Origin of the sequence: Asaia siamensis (assembly GCF_014635085.1) — a bacterium.
Lineage (GTDB): Bacteria > Pseudomonadota > Alphaproteobacteria > Acetobacterales > Acetobacteraceae > Asaia > Asaia siamensis.
Genome location: NZ_BMCH01000002.1, coordinates 385582 through 402294, shown reverse-complemented (window position 1 = coordinate 402294; position 16713 = coordinate 385582). Strand labels below are relative to the sequence as shown.

Genomic DNA, 16713 nt, shown 5'->3' with positions numbered 1-16713 from the left:
ATTTCCCGTGCCGCGAGGGTGCCCGTCGGCGCGAGAGTTGAGAACCGCATCCGGTGGCAGATGCTATAAGGCCCGCATCGGGCGCGGGTCCAGCGCGCCACGCCGATTGCGGTCGCAGAGGAGAGGAAGACGTTTCATGAGCAGTCTGATTCAGCATTACATCAACGGGTCACGTACCGAAGGTCATGGCAGCGCGCGGGGCGATGTGTTCAACCCGGCCACGGGTCAGGTCACGGCGCAGCTCGCCCTGGGTGATGTAAAGGATGTCGATGACGCCGTTACGGCTGCCAGGGCGGCCTTCCCTGGCTGGGCACAGACGACGCCTCTCGCTCGTGCCCGCGTGCTTTTCCGCTTTCGTGACCTGATCGAGAAACATGCGCGCGATCTGGCGGCAGTCATCACAGCCGAGCATGGCAAGGTGCTGTCGGATGCGCTCGGCGAGGTCACGCGCGGCATGGAGGTGGTGGAATTCGCAACCGGCGCCCCTGAACTGCTCAAGGGCGAATTCACCGAGCAGGTCGGGCGCGGGATCGATGCCTGGTCGATGCGCCAGCCTCTGGGCGTGGTGGCCGGCATTACCCCGTTCAATTTTCCCGTCATGGTGCCGCTCTGGATGGCGCCGATGGCCCTCGCCTGCGGCAATTGCTTCATTCTCAAGCCCTCCGAGCGCGATCCCTCGGCCTCGCTGATACTGGCCGATCTGCTCAAGCAGGCCGGTCTGCCAGACGGTGTCTTCCAGGTTGTTCACGGCGACAAGCTGGTGGTCGATGCGCTGCTCAAGCACCCCGACGTGCAGGCAATCAGCTTTGTCGGCTCGACCCCCATCGCCCGCTATATCCACGAGACCGGTGTGGCTCATGGCAAGCGCGTGCAGGCACTCGGCGGCGCCAAGAACCACGCCGTCATCATGCCCGATTGCGATCTCGACAAGACGGTCGATGCATTGATGGGCGCTGCCTATGGCTCTGCCGGTGAGCGTTGCATGGCCATTTCCGTGGCGGTTGCCGTCGGGCCCGTCGCCGATGCCCTGATCGAGAAGCTGATCCCCAAGGTCGAAGCGCTCAAGATCGGCAATGGCACCGAAGACGCAACCGAAATGGGCCCTCTGGTCACGAAACTGCATCGCGAGAAGGTGGCTTCCTATGTGACGATCGGCGCAGAGGAAGGGGCAACACTTCTGGTCGACGGGCGCGATTTCAAATCACCGCAGAACCCCGATGGCTTCTTCATCGGCGGGTCGCTGTTCGATCATGTGACACCGGAGATGCGTATCTATCGCGAGGAAATCTTCGGCCCGGTTCTGGCCGTGGTGCGCGTGCCCGATTTCGAGACCGCCCTTACGCTGGTCAATGAGCATGAATTCGGCAATGGCACAGCCATCTTCACCCGTGACGGTGACAGCGCCCGCGCCTTCACGCACCGGGTGCAGGCAGGCATGGTCGGTGTGAACGTGCCGATCCCGGTGCCCATGGCGTTCCATTCCTTCGGCGGATGGAAGGCATCGCTGTTTGGCGACCATCACATGCATGGCGCCGAGGGCGTGCGCTTCTTCACGAAATACAAGGCCGTTACCTCACGCTGGCCAACCGGCATCCGCCAGGGTGCTGATTTCGTCATGCCCACGCTAGGCTGACGGGATTTCCGTCGCACGGCGCCGCAAAACGGCCCCAAACGGGCGCGAGGGTCTCCCCCTCGCGCCCGTTTTGCGTTCCGGCGCTTTGCGCAGGCCGGAACTCGGGTTATGTCCCATCACAAGAACTGGAACACACGCCAAACCGGAGGATATCCCATGAGCGACACCATGCCAGACCGTCTGAGCGCCACTCCGGGCAGCCCGTTTTACGACGAGGCCCTGCTGGAAAAAGGAATCGGCATTCGCTTCAATGGCGAAGAGCGCACCAATGTGCAGGAATATTGCATCAGCGAAGGCTGGGTGCGCCTGGCCGTTGGCAAGACGCTCGATCGCAAGGGCAACCCAATGACGATCAAGGTTTCGGGCAAGGTTGAAGCCTGGGTCAAGGGCCCTGAGGGCGACAACGCCTGAGACAACAGGCAAGGAGTACACCCATGACGCCCACACGGATCATCATCGACACGGATCCCGGTCAGGACGACGCCGTCGCCATTCTGCTGGCGCTGGCCTCACCCGAAGACATCACGGTCGAGGCGATCCTGACGGTGGGCGGCAATAGCGGCATTGCCAATACCACGCGCAATGCCGCCGCCATTCTCGAACTGGCCGGGCGCGCCGATATTCCGCTGCACAGCGGCTGTGACCTGCCCCTGTCGCGCCCTCCGGTACGGGCCGATCATGTTCATGGCGAGAGCGGGCTTGATGGCGCCGATCTGCCACGCCCGACAAAACAGGCCGATTCCCCCCATGCGGTGGAATTCCTGATCGAGACCTTACGCCACGAGCCTGAGGGCAGCCTGACCATCGTCACGCTCGGGCCCATGACCAATCTGGCGACGGCGTTGCAGAAAGCGCCTGATATCGCACCACGCATCAACCGCGTGGTTTCCATGATCGGTGCCTGTTTCGAAGGGGGAAATATTACCCCCAATGCCGAATTCAACGCCTATGTCGACCCTGAGGCCGCCGCCATCGTGCTCGGCTCGGGTGTGCCCGTGGTCATGCTGCCGCTCGATGTAACGCATCAGGTTCTGACCACCCCTTCCCGCCTCGGCCGTATCAGGGCCATTGGCAATGAAGCCGGTCGCTGCGTCGGCGGGATGCTCGGTTTTTCCGAGCGCTTCGACCTTGAAAAATACGGCTGGCCCGGCGCGCCCCTGCACGACCCCTGCACCATCATGTGGCTGCTGCGCCCCGATCTGTTTCAGGGCCGTCTGGTCAATGTCGAAATCGAGACCCAGAGCGCGCTCTCTGCCGGCCAGACCGTCGTCGATTACTGGAGCGTCACAGGACGCCCCGCCAATGCGCTCTATCTGCGCGATGTCGATTCAGACGGGTTCTACCAGGTACTGACAGAGCGCCTGTCGCGCCTGCCCTGAAGCGCCTGCTTGGCGAGTCTGGCCTGATACAGAAAGAGCCCGGAACGCGTCTGCGCTCCGAGGTCTTTTCGTTATTGCACCGGTCGGAAATTCTGCCCGGTCCAGACCTCGCCGAAGGGAGAACCTCCCTCCGGCTGCGGGCATTTACCAGGCGAAACCGAGCGTCGCCTGAGCATTGCGGCGTTCGCCGTAATAGCAGAAGGCCTGGCCATAGGCTGCATAGGCAAGGCAGTTGGTCACGTAGTTCTTGTCAAACAGGTTGCGCACATTGGCGCCCACCGTCCAGCCTTTGAGCGATCTGGACACATTGACCAGATCGTAACGCAGCGATGCATCAAACAGCGCATATTGCGGCACATTGGCGCTGCCATAGCTGGCCTCGCCACCATAGGCCGACGCCGAGTAGCGCATGCCTGCGCCAAAGCCGAGCGACCTGAGACGCCCGCCTGGCACGGTGTAGAAGCCGAACAGCGAGGCATTGCCGCGGCCGGACTGGATGAGCGGCTTGCCGGTGGAATCATCATGCACGCGCTGCACGCTGACGGCGGCATCGACGGTCAGATTATGCCAGCTGTCCATATGGGCCTCGAATTCGAAGCCATCGGAATGCACAAGACCCTGCTGGGTGTTGTAGATCGAGTTGGGAATCGACACGAGCACGTTGGTCTGCTCGATGTGAAAACCCGCCGCCGTCAGCAGGATTGGCGTGCCGGGCAGCTGATATTTCAGACCGCCTTCAAGCTGCTTGCCGATAGACGGGTTCGCCTGATGCGTTGAACCGCTCGTTTCAAGCACCACGCCGGTCTGCGGCTGGAACGAGGTGGCGTAGCTGATATAGGGCGCCAGACCGAACTTGAAGTGGTAGAGCCCCGATGCACGCCAGGTGATCTGGCTCGGGCTCTGCTTCGAGTTCGAGTCCGAGAGATACTCGATCTGGCGCGAGCGGAACCAGTCATTGCGAATGCTGCCCGTCAGGATCAGCCCGCCCCAATGGATCTCGTCCTGTCCATAGGCGCCGATCTGGTGGGAATCCACCTTGTAGCGCGCATAGGTCTCGAGAGGGTCGATCCCCATATCGTAATTGGGCGCGAAGACATTCAGATCAGGCGCGTTGCTCTGCCCGGCTGTCTCATTGGCCCATTGTTGCTGATAGTCGAAACCGGCCATGAGCATATGGACGAACGGGCCCGTGCGCAGCTTGCCGTGGAAGCCGCTATCGAAGGCGAGGTTGCGTGTGTGCTCGGTGGTGCCGAAGCCATAGCGCGGCAACATGCCATCTGCATCCCAGTAACCCGCATTATAGACACTGCGATACTGCGTGCTGAGATCGTCATAGCGACCGCGTGTCGAGAAGCTCCAGTCGTTATTGAAACGATGGGTGTAGATATAGGTGAAGGCACCGTGCTTGCGGTTGAACTTCTCGAAGCGCGCATCGCCATCATAGAAATTGCGCGGCAGATAGCCACCAAACGGCGCAGGCTTGAGTGAGCCTTCCAGCGGCACACCGCCATAGGTGCCTGCCTCGGGGTCATACTGGTAATTGCCGATCAGGGTCAGCGTATCGGGGCCGTTACCGCCGAAACTGACGGTCGGGCTGATCGAGAAACGGCGGCTGCCTGTGCGGGTCAGCTGTGTATGCTGACCGTTGACGGTGCCGTAAACGCGATAGCGGATTGACCCGTCTTTGGTCGCATAGCCACCCATATCGGCATCGACACGATAAAGGTCGAACATGCCGCCCGTCGCATTGACCGAGCCATAGGAGGCCTTGTCGAGTGGCGTCTTGCTTTGCAGCGCCACAAGGCCACCCGGGCTGGACTGGCCATAAAGCGCCGAGGCTGGCCCCTTGAGAATTTCCAGCCGCTCGAGACGGGACGTGTCGATCTGGGCGATGGCATAGCCCGTCGGGCTGTCCTGCAGACGAAGACCGTCGAGAAACTCGGGAATGGTAAAGCCGCGCAGCTGGAAGAGGTCGTAACGCGTCCCCACGCCACCGCGCAGGTCAGGCGTGATACCGGCTGCGTAGCGAATGGCCTGATTGAGTGTCAGAACGCCACGGATATCCATCTCGTTACGCGTGACCACCGTGACTGACTGCGCGGTCTCGATCAGCGGCGTGTTTGATTTGGTGGCCGAAGAAGCAATCGTGGCCCCCTTTTGCCCGCGCACCGTCATGTGTTCGACATTGGCCGCCTTTTCCGACGACGTGGCGCGATGCACGGCCGATTTCGACGCGATGGCCTCATCGGGTTGGACTGTCGCATCCTGCTGTTTTTCCTGTGCCCATGCGCTCCCGCTCATCAGAGCCGTGAGGGAAACACACATCGCCAGACCCATACGGGTAAAATCCGCGCGCATAAAATCGTCCTGCCGTGAGAAAACGGCAGACGCTTAGCGTTAGTGCGAGTCATTCGCAATTTAAGTTATCCGAACGTTACTTTTCCCCAATCTTACTGTGGCGCAAATATCACCATAGTGTGAACGGGGTTAATGCCCGGTCAGCTATGTTCACCATCCAGCAGGGCCCTCACCGCCGCTGCGACAGCGCTGCCAAGCGCCTCGTTATTCTCTGGCGTGAAATGAACGCCATCGATCCCGTCAGTGGTGACATGCTGCCCTGCATCGAGGAAACCCACCCCTTTGGCGATGGCCAGCCCCTCATACTGTGCCGCGAGTGCAGCCATTTTGGGCTCGGCTCCGGCAAACTGGGCAGCAAGCCAGGGGCCAGGAATAGGACCAAGGGGTGGAGGCGCCACGACAAGCATTTTTGGCGCCGGATAGGCTGTCCCGACTCCGCCCCCACTCGCCTTCACCTGCCCGATCAGACGGGCCATGCCGAGGGCGATCTCATGAGGGGTGCGTCCATACGCGATCTTGGCGTCGTTTGTGCCGAGCATGACCACTACAAGATCGAGTGGCAGGTGACTGGCCAGCGCGGTCGGCAGATAGGCAGAACCATCCAGACGCGCGTCATTGGGATCGGCAATGGAGGTGGTGCGTGCGCTCAACCCCTCCTCGATCACACGGTACGACGGCCCGAGGCATCGTCCCATCACACCGGGCCAGCGTTTTTCTGCGGCATAGCGCGTGGTGGGCGTGCCTTCCGGGACAGGGACCCAGCCCCAGGTCAGAGAATCGCCGAAGCAGAGAATTTGTCTGAGAGCCATGTCACCGGTTCCGGGCAAGGGGGGAACGAACTGGGCGTCATGGCAGCACGTATCCGCGCCTGGCAGAACCTCTTTTTTCCGAACCGCATGGATAACGCGGCGAGTTCGTTACTCTGAAATATCGATCGGCCGCGCCTTGCCTTCTCCGAATAACGACAGGGATTTCCGAAGAGCAAAACAGGAGTTTCTGGTTTCTGGAGAGTTACCATTCCTGTCCCCTTCCGCGCCAGGCAAAGAAAGCAGTTTTCCACGGGGGAAAAATATCGATTCATTATACGCACAAAGAATAGATTTTTTTCTTTATTTGTATGATGCGTTTTTCGACGATCTGTCATCCCAAAGCCACAATGAATGACAAAACATGTTGCCTTCTTGATACAATTATCATTTCAAAATAGACAGAATTTGTTGGAACGAAATCGCCCTTCGGGGTCATCTTTTAAGGATGGGTCATGAACCTGCTTCGTCGCTTTCCGCGCCATTGTCGCAAGATTTTCGCTGCTGGCGCCCTGACCCTCCTCGCCACGACTGCGATGCAGGAATCGGCCCATGCCGAGATCGCCCTGTTCAAGACGGCGTCCAACCCCTGGCTGCAGGGCATCAATCTCTCCGGCCTCATCGAAGGCGGCATCATGGCCAATCCGGCCCGCCCCGATAACGGCATCAATTTCGGCAATTTTCTTGGCGATCACGCCAACCAGGCGCAGCTGAACCAGATCAGCCTCACCCTCTCCAAGGCCATCGATCCGACCAAATCCGAATTTCAGGTCGGGTTCATGCTCGAGGCGCTTTACGGCTCTGACGCCCGTTATTACCACCTGCTCGGCCTGTCGAACAAAATGACGAGCGACCGGTACCAGCTTCTCCCGGCTCAGGCCCATGTCGATGTTCACGCACCGATCCTCTCAAAGGGCGGTATCGACATGCAGGCTGGCATCCTGCCCGCCCCCATGGGCGTCGAGGTGCTCGACCCGACGCTGCGTCCCTTCTACTCACTGGCCTATACGTCGCAGTATTCCGTGCCCTTCGAGCATCTCGGCGCCATGTTCCACTGGCATGTCACCCCGATGTTCGATTTCAATTTCGGCGTCGATACCGGCAACCAGACCACATGGGGCCGCAATGACAACAACAATGCCGCAGCCGGCTATTTCGGGTTCAATCTGAACGGCCTCGCCCATGGCAAGCTGAACATCGCCGAACTCTCTCGCGTCGGACCTGAAAACGCGGTTGCCGCCATTGGCCCGCGTGCCAATACGGCACAGCGCTGGTGGAATGACATTGCCGCCTTCTACACGGTCAATGACAAGCTGAGCCTGACGGGCGAATTCAACTTCCTGCATGACGATGGCCTGCGCGCCGAGACCTGGAGCGTCGTCACTTTTGCCGCGTACAAGATCACCCCGAGCCTGACCTTCAATTATCGCGGCGAGCTCTATCGCGATAACAGCGGCATGTTCGTCGTCAACTTCCTGACGAACCAGGCGTACATGAACGCCTTCCTGGGCGGCTATGCTCCGGTACAGACGGCGCCAGCCACCACCTATGGCGCGCTGACGCTGGGCGTTACCTACCGGCCCGATCTGGGGCATGGCGTGCGCGTTTTCGCCCTGCGCCCCGAAATCCGCTTCGACCGCTCGCTCAACGGCACCTCGCCATTCAACGATGGCCGCAATACAGGCATGTTCACCTTCGGTGGCGATGCCATGATCGGCTTCTGACAACAGGGGTCAGAGACAAAAAAGGCGCAGTCCCGAAAGGGGCTGCGCCTTTTTTCATGACATCAGCCCGCCTCAGAGTGCTGCAAGCAGCGCATCGACATCGCGGGATTCGGTCGCCCAGCAGGTGACGAGACGAATCAGGACGCCATCGAGACCCGGCGGATTGGTCCAGCGGTAGAATTCATAGCCCTGCGTTTCGAGCTCTGCGACAGCGCGCTCGGGCAATACGACGAACACCTCATTGCCCTGCACCTCGAAAGGCAGGGCCGCCACCGGGAGGCGGCGCAGGCCATGGGCCAGACGCTGAGCCATGGTATTGGCGTGAGCCGCATGGCGCAGCCACAGATCGTTTTCGAGCAGGGCATGGATCTGGGCACTGAGATAACGCTGCTTGGACCAGAGATGACCGCTGCGTTTGATGCGCCGCAGGAAGTTCTTCGCCAGATCCTCGCGAAAGATCACGACTGCCTCAGCGGCCATGGCGCCGTTCTTGGTGCCGCCGAAGCTGATCATGTCGAACCCGGCTCTCCAGCTCACATCGGCAGGGCGGCAGCCAAGCGCTGCAATGGCATTGCCCAGACGGGCCCCATCGAGATGCGTGGCCAGCCCCGCGTCTCGCGCCCGCGCCGTCAGGGCGCCGAGCTGCTCGAGCGTATAGACCGTGCCCCACTCTGTGCTCTGGGTGAGAGACAGGGTCTGGATCGGGCTGGTATGCACACCATGACCGCCATTTTCGGTCAGTGCCCGGTCAAGATCGGCAAGGGCCATGCGCCCATCGGCAGAGGGAAGCGGCACCAGCTTGGCACCGTGCATGAAGAATTCCGGGGCGCCACCTTCATCATTGGCGATATGGGCGCTCTGGTCGCACACCACTGCACCGAAGGGATCGGTTGCCGCAGACAAGGCAAGGCTGTTGGCCGCCGTACCGGTTGCGACCGGAAAGACCCAGACATCGTGCTCGAACACCTCACGCGCCAGAGCCGAAAGAGCCGCAGTCGTCCTGTCTTCTCCATAAGCGGCAGCAGAACCATGATTGACACGGTCGAGCGCCCTCATCACTTCAGGGCAGACAGGGGCGATGTTGTCACTCGCGAAGTTCTTGCGTATTGCCTCGGTCACGTCCGTTCCTCACTTCGTTTGCAGGCCGCGCCTTGGTTTTTCGACCAGCCAGGCCCTTTGTTACAGGAATCCCCCGCATGAAACACGATCCGGCGCTGTCAGGAAAGCTCATCGACGGCAAGGCTATCGCCCGCCGCCTGACGGATCATGTCAAGGCGGAAGCCGAGGCCCTGCGCGAACGCACGGGCAAGATACCGGGACTCGCTGTCGTGCTGGTCGGCAACGATCCTGCCAGTGAAGTCTATGTGAAGAACAAGGCCATCCAGACCCACCGTGCCGGGATGCGCTCCTTCATGCACATGCTGCCCGAAACCACCGGACAGGACGAATTGCTGGAACTGATCGACCGGCTGAATGCCGATCCGCAAATTCATGGCATTCTCGTACAGTTGCCCCTGCCGGCCCAACTCGACCCGATCGTGGTGACGAATGCCATCGCCCCTGAAAAGGATGTCGATGGTCTGGGCGAGGTCAATGCCGGACGCCTGAGCCTTGGCATTGACGGACTCGTGCCCTGCACCCCGCTGGGCTGCCTGATGCTGCTGAAGGAAACACTGCCCGATCTGCGCGGCCTGCATGCCGTGGTGATCGGCGCCTCGAATCTTGTCGGCAAGCCCATGGCCCAGCTTCTGCTCAAGGAAGGCTGCACGGTTTCAGTGGGTCATATCGACACCAGAGACCCTCAGGGCCTTGCCCGCGAAGGCGATATTCTGGTGGTAGCAACAGGAAAGAATGGTCTCGTCCGTGGCGACTGGATCAAGCCGGGTGCAACGGTGATCGATGTGGGCATCACCCGCATCTCGCTGCCGGATGGCAAGACACGCCTTGTCGGCGACGTCGCCTTCGACGAGGCCGCCCCGATTGCGGGCCATATCACCCCTGTGCCGGGTGGTGTCGGCCCCATGACCATTGCCTGCCTGCTGCACAACACCCTTCAGGCTGCGCGCACCGTACTGGAACGCCCTCAGGCATGAGCCGCGTTGCCATAGAGCTGATCCCGCGGGACAGACAAAGCCTGAATGCCGATCTGGCCCTGCTGCGCCAGATCGCCCCGACGGTCGAGACGATCAATCTTCCCGACCTGCTTCGCCTCCCGCTGCGCTCGTGGGAAGGCGCCGCTCTGGCGCAGAATCACGGCTACACAGCCATCCCTCATATTCGCGCCGTCGATATCGCGCCTGACGCGCCCCTCCCCTGCGCCGAGCAGGAAGGCATCAGTGAAGTGCTCGTGATTGCCGGCGATCCACCGCCAGATGCAACGCACCAGGTCTGGCCCAATAGTTCGGCGCAGATCATCGCGCGCTATCGACGCGAGGCGCCTCATCTGACGGTCTATGCCGCCTTTGATCCCTATCGCCGCGCACCGTGGCAGGAGCTCGAAGACCTGAAGCGCAAGCGCGATGCGGGTGCTGCCGGTTTTTTCACACAGCCGCTTTTCGACCAGCGCATGTTCGAGCTCAGCGCCTCATGGCTTGAGAGGGATCGCGTCTTCTGGGGCCTTTCTCCGGTAATCGGGCCAAAATCCCGCGCTTACTGGGAGCGGGTCAATCATGTGGTCTTCCCTCATGATTTCGACCCGAGCCTTGAGGCCAATATCGCTTTCGCGCGTAGCCTGCTGGCCGAGATACGGCGCAGGAACGAGAACGCCTATCTCATGCCACTGCGCGTCTCGCTCGATTCCTATCTCGGCCCGCTGAGCGACCTTCTGAAAGGCTGAGCCACGTTCAACGCGGCGTCTGCCCTGCCTGGGTGTCGCGTATGACGTCATGGATGAAAGCCAGCTTCCGTCTGATGCTGGCCGTCAGCACGAAGGGATAGAAATCCTGCAATCCCATCGACCGGTTGAGGCTGTTGACGGCCATGCTGAGCGGCAGCCAGGCGCCCATGATCGCGTCGAAGCTCAGTGTGAGATAAGGGTCGCCGCCGATTGCAGGCGCCGAGAATTTCGGGGCTGAAGGCGTCAGCGGCGCTATAGCGATGCCATAGAGCCAGGCGGTTTCGAGCGTCGAGACGATGTGCAGATAATGCGCCCAGGTCTCGGCAAAATCCTCCCAGGGATGAGATGCCGCATAGACGCTGACATGCTCTTCCTTCCAGTCATCGGAGGGTGGTTTGGCGTAATGCGCCTTGAGCGCTTCCTGATAATCCTGCCGGTCATCCCCGAAGATTGCCCGGCATTCTTCCAGCCTGCCGCCATCACGTATGAGCAGGTTCCAGTAGTAATGCCCGATTTCATGGCGAAAATGCCCGAGCAGGGTACGATAATACTCACCCATCTCGACGCGCATGCGTTCGCGCTGGTCATCATCGGCCTCGCGTATGGCAAGCGTGATCAGCCCGTTGCTGTGCCCTGTCATGACCGGCGCAGAGCCGTCAGGCGCGTCCTGCAGGAAGTCGAAAGCAAGGCCGTTCTCCGGATCTTCCCGACGGGACACAATCGGCAGTCTGAGGCGGATCAGGGCGTGAAACAGACGGTGCTTTGCTGTCTCGATCTTGCGCCAGCGTTCGAGATTACGGGTGTCGTTCAGATCGGGAATCGTGCGGTTGAACTGGCAGGCGAAGCAGAGCGTCCCACTGGCGCTTTCTTCAGGGCTCAGCAGCCAGTTGCAGGCATCATGGGCATGATTGGCGCAATAACGATGAGGGATGCGCTCATAGCCATATTCCAGAGGCAACCATGTTTCCTCTTCGGGCCCCGGTTCGAGCGCCGTCAGATCCGTCACCTTGTGAAGATAGCCCACCGCATGGTGGCAGGATTCGCAGCGTGTATTTTCGAAAAACAGAGGCTGGTTGCAGCATTCGCAGGAAAAGAGTTTCACGGATCGATCATCCCGGTGGCGATATCATCGGGAACCCCGTGTCATGGTTTTGGTTCCCTGTGAAGATAATGCGCCTGCATCAACACGTCGAATTCGGCAACGCACTGGTCCAGCAGCCCGGAAACCGGAGCGGCGGTCTCTGGCGTATCAGAGGCTGCGAGGGGAATATGGTTCTGCGCTGCCACGAGGCCTGACGTCGTGTCGAACCCTACCCATCCCTGACCCGGCACCCAGATTTCCGCCCAGGCATGCAGATCGCAGACCAGACGGTCCGGATCGGCCTGCAAGGCCGAGGGCTCGATCAGATAGCCCGAGACAAAACGGGCTGCGTATCCCAGATGACGCGCCAGAGCGATCAGCAGCCAGGCACTGTCGCGACATGACCCCGCCTCGCGCGCGAGCGTCTCGCCGGGCGCCCATACCCCAGGCTCCATACGCCGCATGTAATGAAGCCTGGTTGCAATCCGGCGCGCAAGCGCGGTCAGCTGAGTCAGAGACCCCTCTTCTGGCTTTAGATCTGCCTCAGCGAGAAAAGGCGCCAATACAGCGGCGTCGGTGATGGGGCGACGATAGCCGGGGTCCTGCTGACCGAAACCAGTCCGTGCCTCCCCCGACACATGAAAAGGATCGTACGGTGCCAGATCGACGATCATGCTGACATCGACAACGAAGCGGTCCATGCGCCCGGCAAACACAGCCTGCGAAACAAGATTATCATGCCCGTCGAACGCCCAGCTGAGACTGGACTCACCGGGGCCGATGGTCAGCGCATAGCTCGTCATGGCGTTGCGCATACGCAGAGGCGGCCGCAGGCGTATGGTCTGGGGCCCAAGGGAAACCATACGGTCATAGCTGTAGGTCGTGCGATGATTGAGCAGAATCGGTTTGCTCATCTCCCTCGCCTCCCTTCACCAGACTGCATGACGACCTGTTCCCACCCTTTTTATAATGCCCGGCTCGCAATTACGTCATCGTAGCGACGCGACCCCGAAAGGCAACTCAGGGTGTCAGCCCGGGTTATTGTGATGAACTGCACCCAAGACAGTTCACATTACTCTTCTTCTCTGGCTGTGCCTGTTTTTTGTATCTTGGCAAAGCGGAAAAACTGATAGTTTAATAAACATTCGTAACGTTCCACCGCAATACGCGCCACGTCATTGCAGGCTAAAGGTGAGAAGAAATGGCGTCTGACAATTCGTCTCCCCACGAGGCGGGTATTTTCTCCACCTACGACAAACCCTCTTATTACTGCGAACTGATGAATCGCGGCGCGGCTCTGCCTGAAGCCTTGCAACAGGTGCAGGACAGGCTCTCGCATCTGACCCTGAGCGATCTGCGCGAGCGTACGGATAATGCCGAAAATCTGCTCTGGCGCCTTGGCATTACCTTCACCGTCTATACAGAGCGGGAAGCGATCGATCGCATCCTGCCTTTCGATCTGATCCCGCGCCTCCTGACCGCAGAGGAATGGTCCTTCATCGAGCGCGGCGTGCAGCAACGCGTCAAGGCCATCAATCTCTTTCTGTGGGACATCTATCACGACAGACGCATTCTGGATGACGGCATCATCCCTGCCGATCTGGTGCTGAACAACGCCAATTACTGCAAGGCCATGATAGGCGTGGACGTGCCCGGCGGCGTCTATGTGCATATCAATGGCACCGATCTGATACGCGACCGCTCGGGTCGTTTTCTCGTGCTGGAAGACAATGCCCGCACACCGTCTGGCGTGTCCTATGTCATCGAAAACCGCCATATGATGCTGCGTCTCATGCCCGATCTGGCGTCAGGCATGGCACTGCGCTCGGTAGAGGATTACGGCGTGCGCCTGCACAAGGCGCTGTGTGATGTCGCCCCAGCCAGCGTGGCTGACCCGCAGGTCGTTCTTCTCTCGCCGGGCATCTATAATTCGGCCTATTTCGAGCATGTCTTTCTTGCACGTGAGATGGGTGTGCCACTCGTGGAGGGGCGTGATCTGGTGGTGAAGGACCACCACGTGTTCATGCGCACCGTAGCGGGGCTGCGACCGGTCCATTCGATCTACCGTCGCATCGACGACGCCTTTCTAGACCCCCTGGCTTTCAACCCCAAGAGCCTTCTTGGCGTGCCGGGACTTGTAGACGCCTATTGTCGTGGCAATGTGACCCTTGCCAATGCACTTGGCACAGGCGTAGCCGATGACAAGGCCGTTTATGCCTATATGCCGCGCATCATTCGCTATTATCTCGGCGAAGACCCCATTCTCGACAGTGTCGAGACCCATATCTGTGCCGAGCCGGAAGGTCTTGCCTATACTCTGGCCAATCTGGCCAATCTGGTCGTCAAGCCTGTCGGGGATTCCGGTGGATACGGGCTCATTATCGGGCCTCATGCCTCGGCCGAGGAACTCGAGACCTTCCGCGAAAAGCTGCTCGAGAACCCGTCCAATTATATCAGCCAGCCCGTGATCGACCTCTCGGTGGTGCCGACCCTCTGCCCCGCCGGGGTCGAGGCCCGCCATGTCGATCTGCGTCCCTTCGCCGTAACGGGAAAATCCACCTGGGTATTGCCCGGCGGCCTGTCACGTGTGGCCCTGCGCAAGGGCTCTCTGGTCGTAAACTCCTCTCAGGGCGGGGGGTCGAAAGACACCTGGGTGATGTCGAAATGAGCCGATTCAATCCGCATATGGCCGGGATGCTGCCCGACCTGAACACATTGCTTTCTCGCTATGCCGAGAACATGATGTGGCTCGCCCGCTATATGGAGCGCATCGAGAACCTGGCCCGTGTGCTGGAAGTGACCGAAGCCTTCGTCCGCGGTGCCGATGGCCGCCCCGTCTGGGAATCGATCGTGCAGATCAATTCGGACGAAGAGCGGTTTCGCGCCCTTTATCCAGCGGCCAGTGAAGAGGATTATCTGCGGTTCTATGTGACCGATTGCGCCAATCCGAGTTCGATCAAGGCGATGGCGCAATGCGTGCGCGAAAATGCCCGCTCGGCGCGCCCGCTGATCTCCACCGAAATGTGGATGCAGCTCAATGTCTTTACCCGCTGGGTGCTCGATCTCGACATGAGCGATATTCGCCGCACGGGACTTTCGGCGCTCTGCAACCGTATCAAGCAGGATTGTCAGTCTCACGCTGGCATTACCGAGGGAACGCTTTACCGCGATCAGGCCTGGCTCTTTTACCTGCTGGGGCGGCATCTTGAGCGCAGCGACCAGATCACCCGTCTGATCGATACGCGCTATCACACGCTTCTGCCTGATGCATCTGAAGTCGGTTCAGAGATCGACATGACGCAATGGGCGTCCGTTCTGCGCTCAGCTGCGGCCTATCACGCTTTCAGACGGCTCAAGCCTGTCACGACCACCCCGGCCAATGTCGTAGGCTTCCTGCTCAAGAATGAGGGGTTTCCGCGCTCTCTGGCCCTCAATCTGCGCCACGCCGATTCTGTTCTCGGGGCGCTTTCGACCCATTACAACCTGAGACGTCAGTGCTCGGATGTGCAGGAGAGGTTGTCCGAACTGCGCGCCATGCTGGAAGACCAGACCGCCGAGGAAATCATCATCCGCGGGCTGCATGAATGCATGCACTGGATACAGGAGCAGATCGAAGCCTGCCAGAACAGCCTTGCAGCAGCCTATTGGCCGCCCGCAGAGCCCGTTGCTCTCAGCAGGCAATCACAATCGCAATAGACAAGACGCCTCTTTACCCTCAGGAAAGAGGCGCCTTCTCTTCATTCCCCGGATCAGGGTCCCAAAGGGCGACAGCTCTTTGGAAAGTGCAGGGTAGAAGCCCTGCACTTGTGGCCACTCAGCCTTCTGAATCGTCTTCCTGCTCGTCGGGCGACGTCATCATGGCGTCTGCCACCACACCGGATTGCTCGCGAATGCGGCGCTCGATATCAGCGGCCATCTCGGGGTGATCGCGCAGGAACTGTTTGGCGTTTTCACGCCCCTGACCGACGCGGGTGCTATCGTACGAGAACCAGGCGCCTGACTTCTCGACGATATTCGCCTTGACGCCAAGATCGATCAGCTCACCGACCTTGCTGATGCCTTCACCGTACATAATGTCGAACTCGACCTGACGGAAAGGCGGGGCCATCTTGTTCTTGACCACCTTTACGCGTGTCTGGTTGCCAACCACCTCGTCACGATCCTTGATCGAGCCGATGCGGGCCCGTCGTGGTTTCGGGATTGCCGAACATCACGCCGATCTTCATGCGGATCTGGTTCAGGAAGATGATCATGGTGTTCGAGCGCGAGACGGTGCCGGTCAGCTTGCGCAGGGCCTGGCTCATCAGACGGGCATGAAGACCGACATGACTGTCGCCCATATCGCCCTCAAGCTCGGCGCGCGGCACGAGAGCGGCCACAGAGTCGACCACCAGCACATCGACTGCACCGGAGCGCACGAGCGTGTCGGCAATCTCAAGCGCCTGCTCGCCGGCATCGGGCTGGCTGAGAAGCAGGTTGTCGACGTCCACACCCAGCTTGCGGGCATAACCGGGGTCCAGAGCATGCTCGGCATCGATGAAGGCGCAAGTACCGCCCTTCTTCTGGGCCTCGGCGATTGCATGAAGCGCCAGGGTCGTCTTGCCCGAGCTTTCAGGACCGTAGATCTCGATGATACGACCGCGCGGCAGACCACCGATACCGAGACCGATATCGAGTCCGAGCGAACCGGTCGAAATCACGTCCGCCTGTTCCTTGGGGCGCTGCCCCATACGCATGATCGAGCCCTTGCCGAAAGCACGTTCGATCTGGCTCAGCGCACCCTCGAGTGCTTTCGTCCTGTCTACGCTCATGTCCTGTCCTCCGCTCGCATCAGTCTCGCCGAACTCCGTCTGAACGGCAATCGGGCGCCGAGCGATTCGTATTGATCGTTCACTT

13 protein-coding genes and 1 pseudogene are annotated in these 16713 nt (G+C 60.2%); 8 read left to right on the top strand and 6 right to left on the bottom strand.

Going from position 1 to position 16713, the window contains the following annotated elements; genetic code table 11:
- The first annotated feature begins 136 nt into the window (after positions 1–136).
- From IEV53_RS05330 to IEV53_RS05320, 3 genes are all read left to right on the top strand, one after another.
- Positions 137–1633 carry a CoA-acylating methylmalonate-semialdehyde dehydrogenase gene (locus tag IEV53_RS05330; RefSeq protein ID WP_188425741.1) on the top strand — a complete coding sequence of 499 codons (1497 nt, stop codon included), beginning with the start codon at positions 137–139 and terminating at the stop codon, positions 1631–1633.
- Between the two features lie 156 nt (positions 1634–1789).
- On the top strand, positions 1790–2044 hold the full coding sequence (locus IEV53_RS05325; protein ID WP_188425740.1) for a DUF3297 family protein: 255 nt from the start codon (positions 1790–1792) through the stop codon (positions 2042–2044).
- Between the two features lie 23 nt (positions 2045–2067).
- Complete coding sequence (locus tag IEV53_RS05320; RefSeq protein WP_188425739.1) at positions 2068–3012, top strand: nucleoside hydrolase; 945 nt, start codon at positions 2068–2070, stop codon at positions 3010–3012.
- 144 nt (positions 3013–3156) lie between these two features.
- Here IEV53_RS05320 and IEV53_RS05315 read toward each other — a convergent pair whose 3' ends face one another.
- Both IEV53_RS05315 and IEV53_RS05310 read right to left on the bottom strand, forming a co-directional pair.
- Positions 3157–5370 (bottom strand): TonB-dependent siderophore receptor, encoded by a 2214-nt coding sequence (locus IEV53_RS05315; protein ID WP_229719625.1) that lies wholly within the window; start codon positions 5368–5370, stop codon positions 3157–3159.
- A gap of 140 nt (positions 5371–5510) precedes the next feature.
- Positions 5511–6179: an SGNH/GDSL hydrolase family protein gene (locus IEV53_RS05310; RefSeq protein ID WP_188425738.1), complete on the bottom strand. Its 669-nt coding sequence runs from the start codon at positions 6177–6179 to the stop codon at positions 5511–5513.
- A 452-nt stretch (positions 6180–6631) separates the two neighbouring features.
- On the opposite strand from IEV53_RS05310, the gene IEV53_RS05305 reads away from it, so the two are divergent.
- Positions 6632–7900 carry an outer membrane beta-barrel protein gene (locus IEV53_RS05305; protein ID WP_188425737.1) on the top strand — a complete coding sequence of 423 codons (1269 nt, stop codon included), beginning with the start codon at positions 6632–6634 and terminating at the stop codon, positions 7898–7900.
- 72 nt (positions 7901–7972) lie between these two features.
- Here IEV53_RS05305 and IEV53_RS05300 read toward each other — a convergent pair whose 3' ends face one another.
- Positions 7973–9019, bottom strand: coding sequence for a threonine aldolase family protein (locus IEV53_RS05300; RefSeq protein ID WP_188425736.1), 1047 nt, complete (start codon positions 9017–9019; stop codon positions 7973–7975).
- Positions 9020–9096: 77 nt separating this feature from the next.
- On the opposite strand from IEV53_RS05300, the gene folD reads away from it, so the two are divergent.
- The gene (folD, locus tag IEV53_RS05295) at positions 9097–9993 is read left to right on the top strand and encodes a bifunctional methylenetetrahydrofolate dehydrogenase/methenyltetrahydrofolate cyclohydrolase FolD (RefSeq protein WP_188425735.1); all 897 of its coding nucleotides are present in this window, start codon (positions 9097–9099) and stop codon (positions 9991–9993) included.
- Positions 9990–10736, top strand: coding sequence for a methylenetetrahydrofolate reductase (locus IEV53_RS05290; RefSeq protein WP_188425734.1), 747 nt, complete (start codon positions 9990–9992; stop codon positions 10734–10736). The genes folD and IEV53_RS05290 overlap by 4 nt, the downstream gene beginning before the upstream one ends.
- 7 nt (positions 10737–10743) lie before the next feature.
- On the opposite strand, the gene IEV53_RS05285 is transcribed toward IEV53_RS05290, so the two are convergent.
- Together IEV53_RS05285 and IEV53_RS05280 are read right to left on the bottom strand one after the other, a co-directional pair.
- On the bottom strand, positions 10744–11838 hold the full coding sequence (locus tag IEV53_RS05285) for a zinc-binding metallopeptidase family protein (RefSeq protein ID WP_188425733.1): 1095 nt from the start codon (positions 11836–11838) through the stop codon (positions 10744–10746).
- 41 nt (positions 11839–11879) lie between these two features.
- Complete coding sequence (locus IEV53_RS05280) at positions 11880–12731, bottom strand: transglutaminase family protein (protein ID WP_188425732.1); 852 nt, start codon at positions 12729–12731, stop codon at positions 11880–11882.
- 287 nt (positions 12732–13018) lie between these two features.
- Between IEV53_RS05280 and IEV53_RS05275 the strand changes: the two genes are divergently transcribed.
- On the top strand, positions 13019–14485 hold the full coding sequence (locus IEV53_RS05275) for a circularly permuted type 2 ATP-grasp protein (protein ID WP_188425731.1): 1467 nt from the start codon (positions 13019–13021) through the stop codon (positions 14483–14485).
- Between the two features lie 26 nt (positions 14486–14511).
- The gene (locus IEV53_RS05270) at positions 14512–15513 is read left to right on the top strand and encodes an alpha-E domain-containing protein (protein WP_188425859.1); all 1002 of its coding nucleotides are present in this window, start codon (positions 14512–14514) and stop codon (positions 15511–15513) included.
- Positions 15514–15631: 118 nt separating this feature from the next.
- Here IEV53_RS05270 and recA read toward each other — a convergent pair.
- Positions 15632–16628, bottom strand: a pseudogene (gene recA, locus IEV53_RS05265) (recombinase RecA).
- Between the last annotated feature and the right edge of the window lie 85 nt (positions 16629–16713).

Bases quoted from the DNA above. Each gene is read 5' to 3' on its own strand.
- IEV53_RS05290 (WP_188425734.1), top strand. From the start codon at position 9,990: ATGAGCCGCGTTGCCATAGAGCTGATCCCGCGGGACAGACAAAGCCTG.
- folD (WP_188425735.1), top strand. From the start codon at position 9,097: ATGAAACACGATCCGGCGCTGTCAGGAAAGCTCATCGACGGCAAGGCT.
- IEV53_RS05275 (WP_188425731.1), top strand. From the start codon at position 13,019: ATGGCGTCTGACAATTCGTCTCCCCACGAGGCGGGTATTTTCTCCACC.
- IEV53_RS05325 (WP_188425740.1), top strand. From the start codon at position 1,790: ATGAGCGACACCATGCCAGACCGTCTGAGCGCCACTCCGGGCAGCCCG.
- IEV53_RS05305 (WP_188425737.1), top strand. From the start codon at position 6,632: ATGAACCTGCTTCGTCGCTTTCCGCGCCATTGTCGCAAGATTTTCGCT.
- IEV53_RS05320 (WP_188425739.1), top strand. From the start codon at position 2,068: ATGACGCCCACACGGATCATCATCGACACGGATCCCGGTCAGGACGAC.
- IEV53_RS05315 (WP_229719625.1), bottom strand. From the start codon at position 5,370: ATGCGCGCGGATTTTACCCGTATGGGTCTGGCGATGTGTGTTTCCCTC.
- IEV53_RS05280 (WP_188425732.1), bottom strand. From the start codon at position 12,731: ATGAGCAAACCGATTCTGCTCAATCATCGCACGACCTACAGCTATGAC.
- IEV53_RS05310 (WP_188425738.1), bottom strand. From the start codon at position 6,179: ATGGCTCTCAGACAAATTCTCTGCTTCGGCGATTCTCTGACCTGGGGC.
- IEV53_RS05270 (WP_188425859.1), top strand. From the start codon at position 14,512: ATGCTGCCCGACCTGAACACATTGCTTTCTCGCTATGCCGAGAACATG.
- IEV53_RS05330 (WP_188425741.1), top strand. From the start codon at position 137: ATGAGCAGTCTGATTCAGCATTACATCAACGGGTCACGTACCGAAGGT.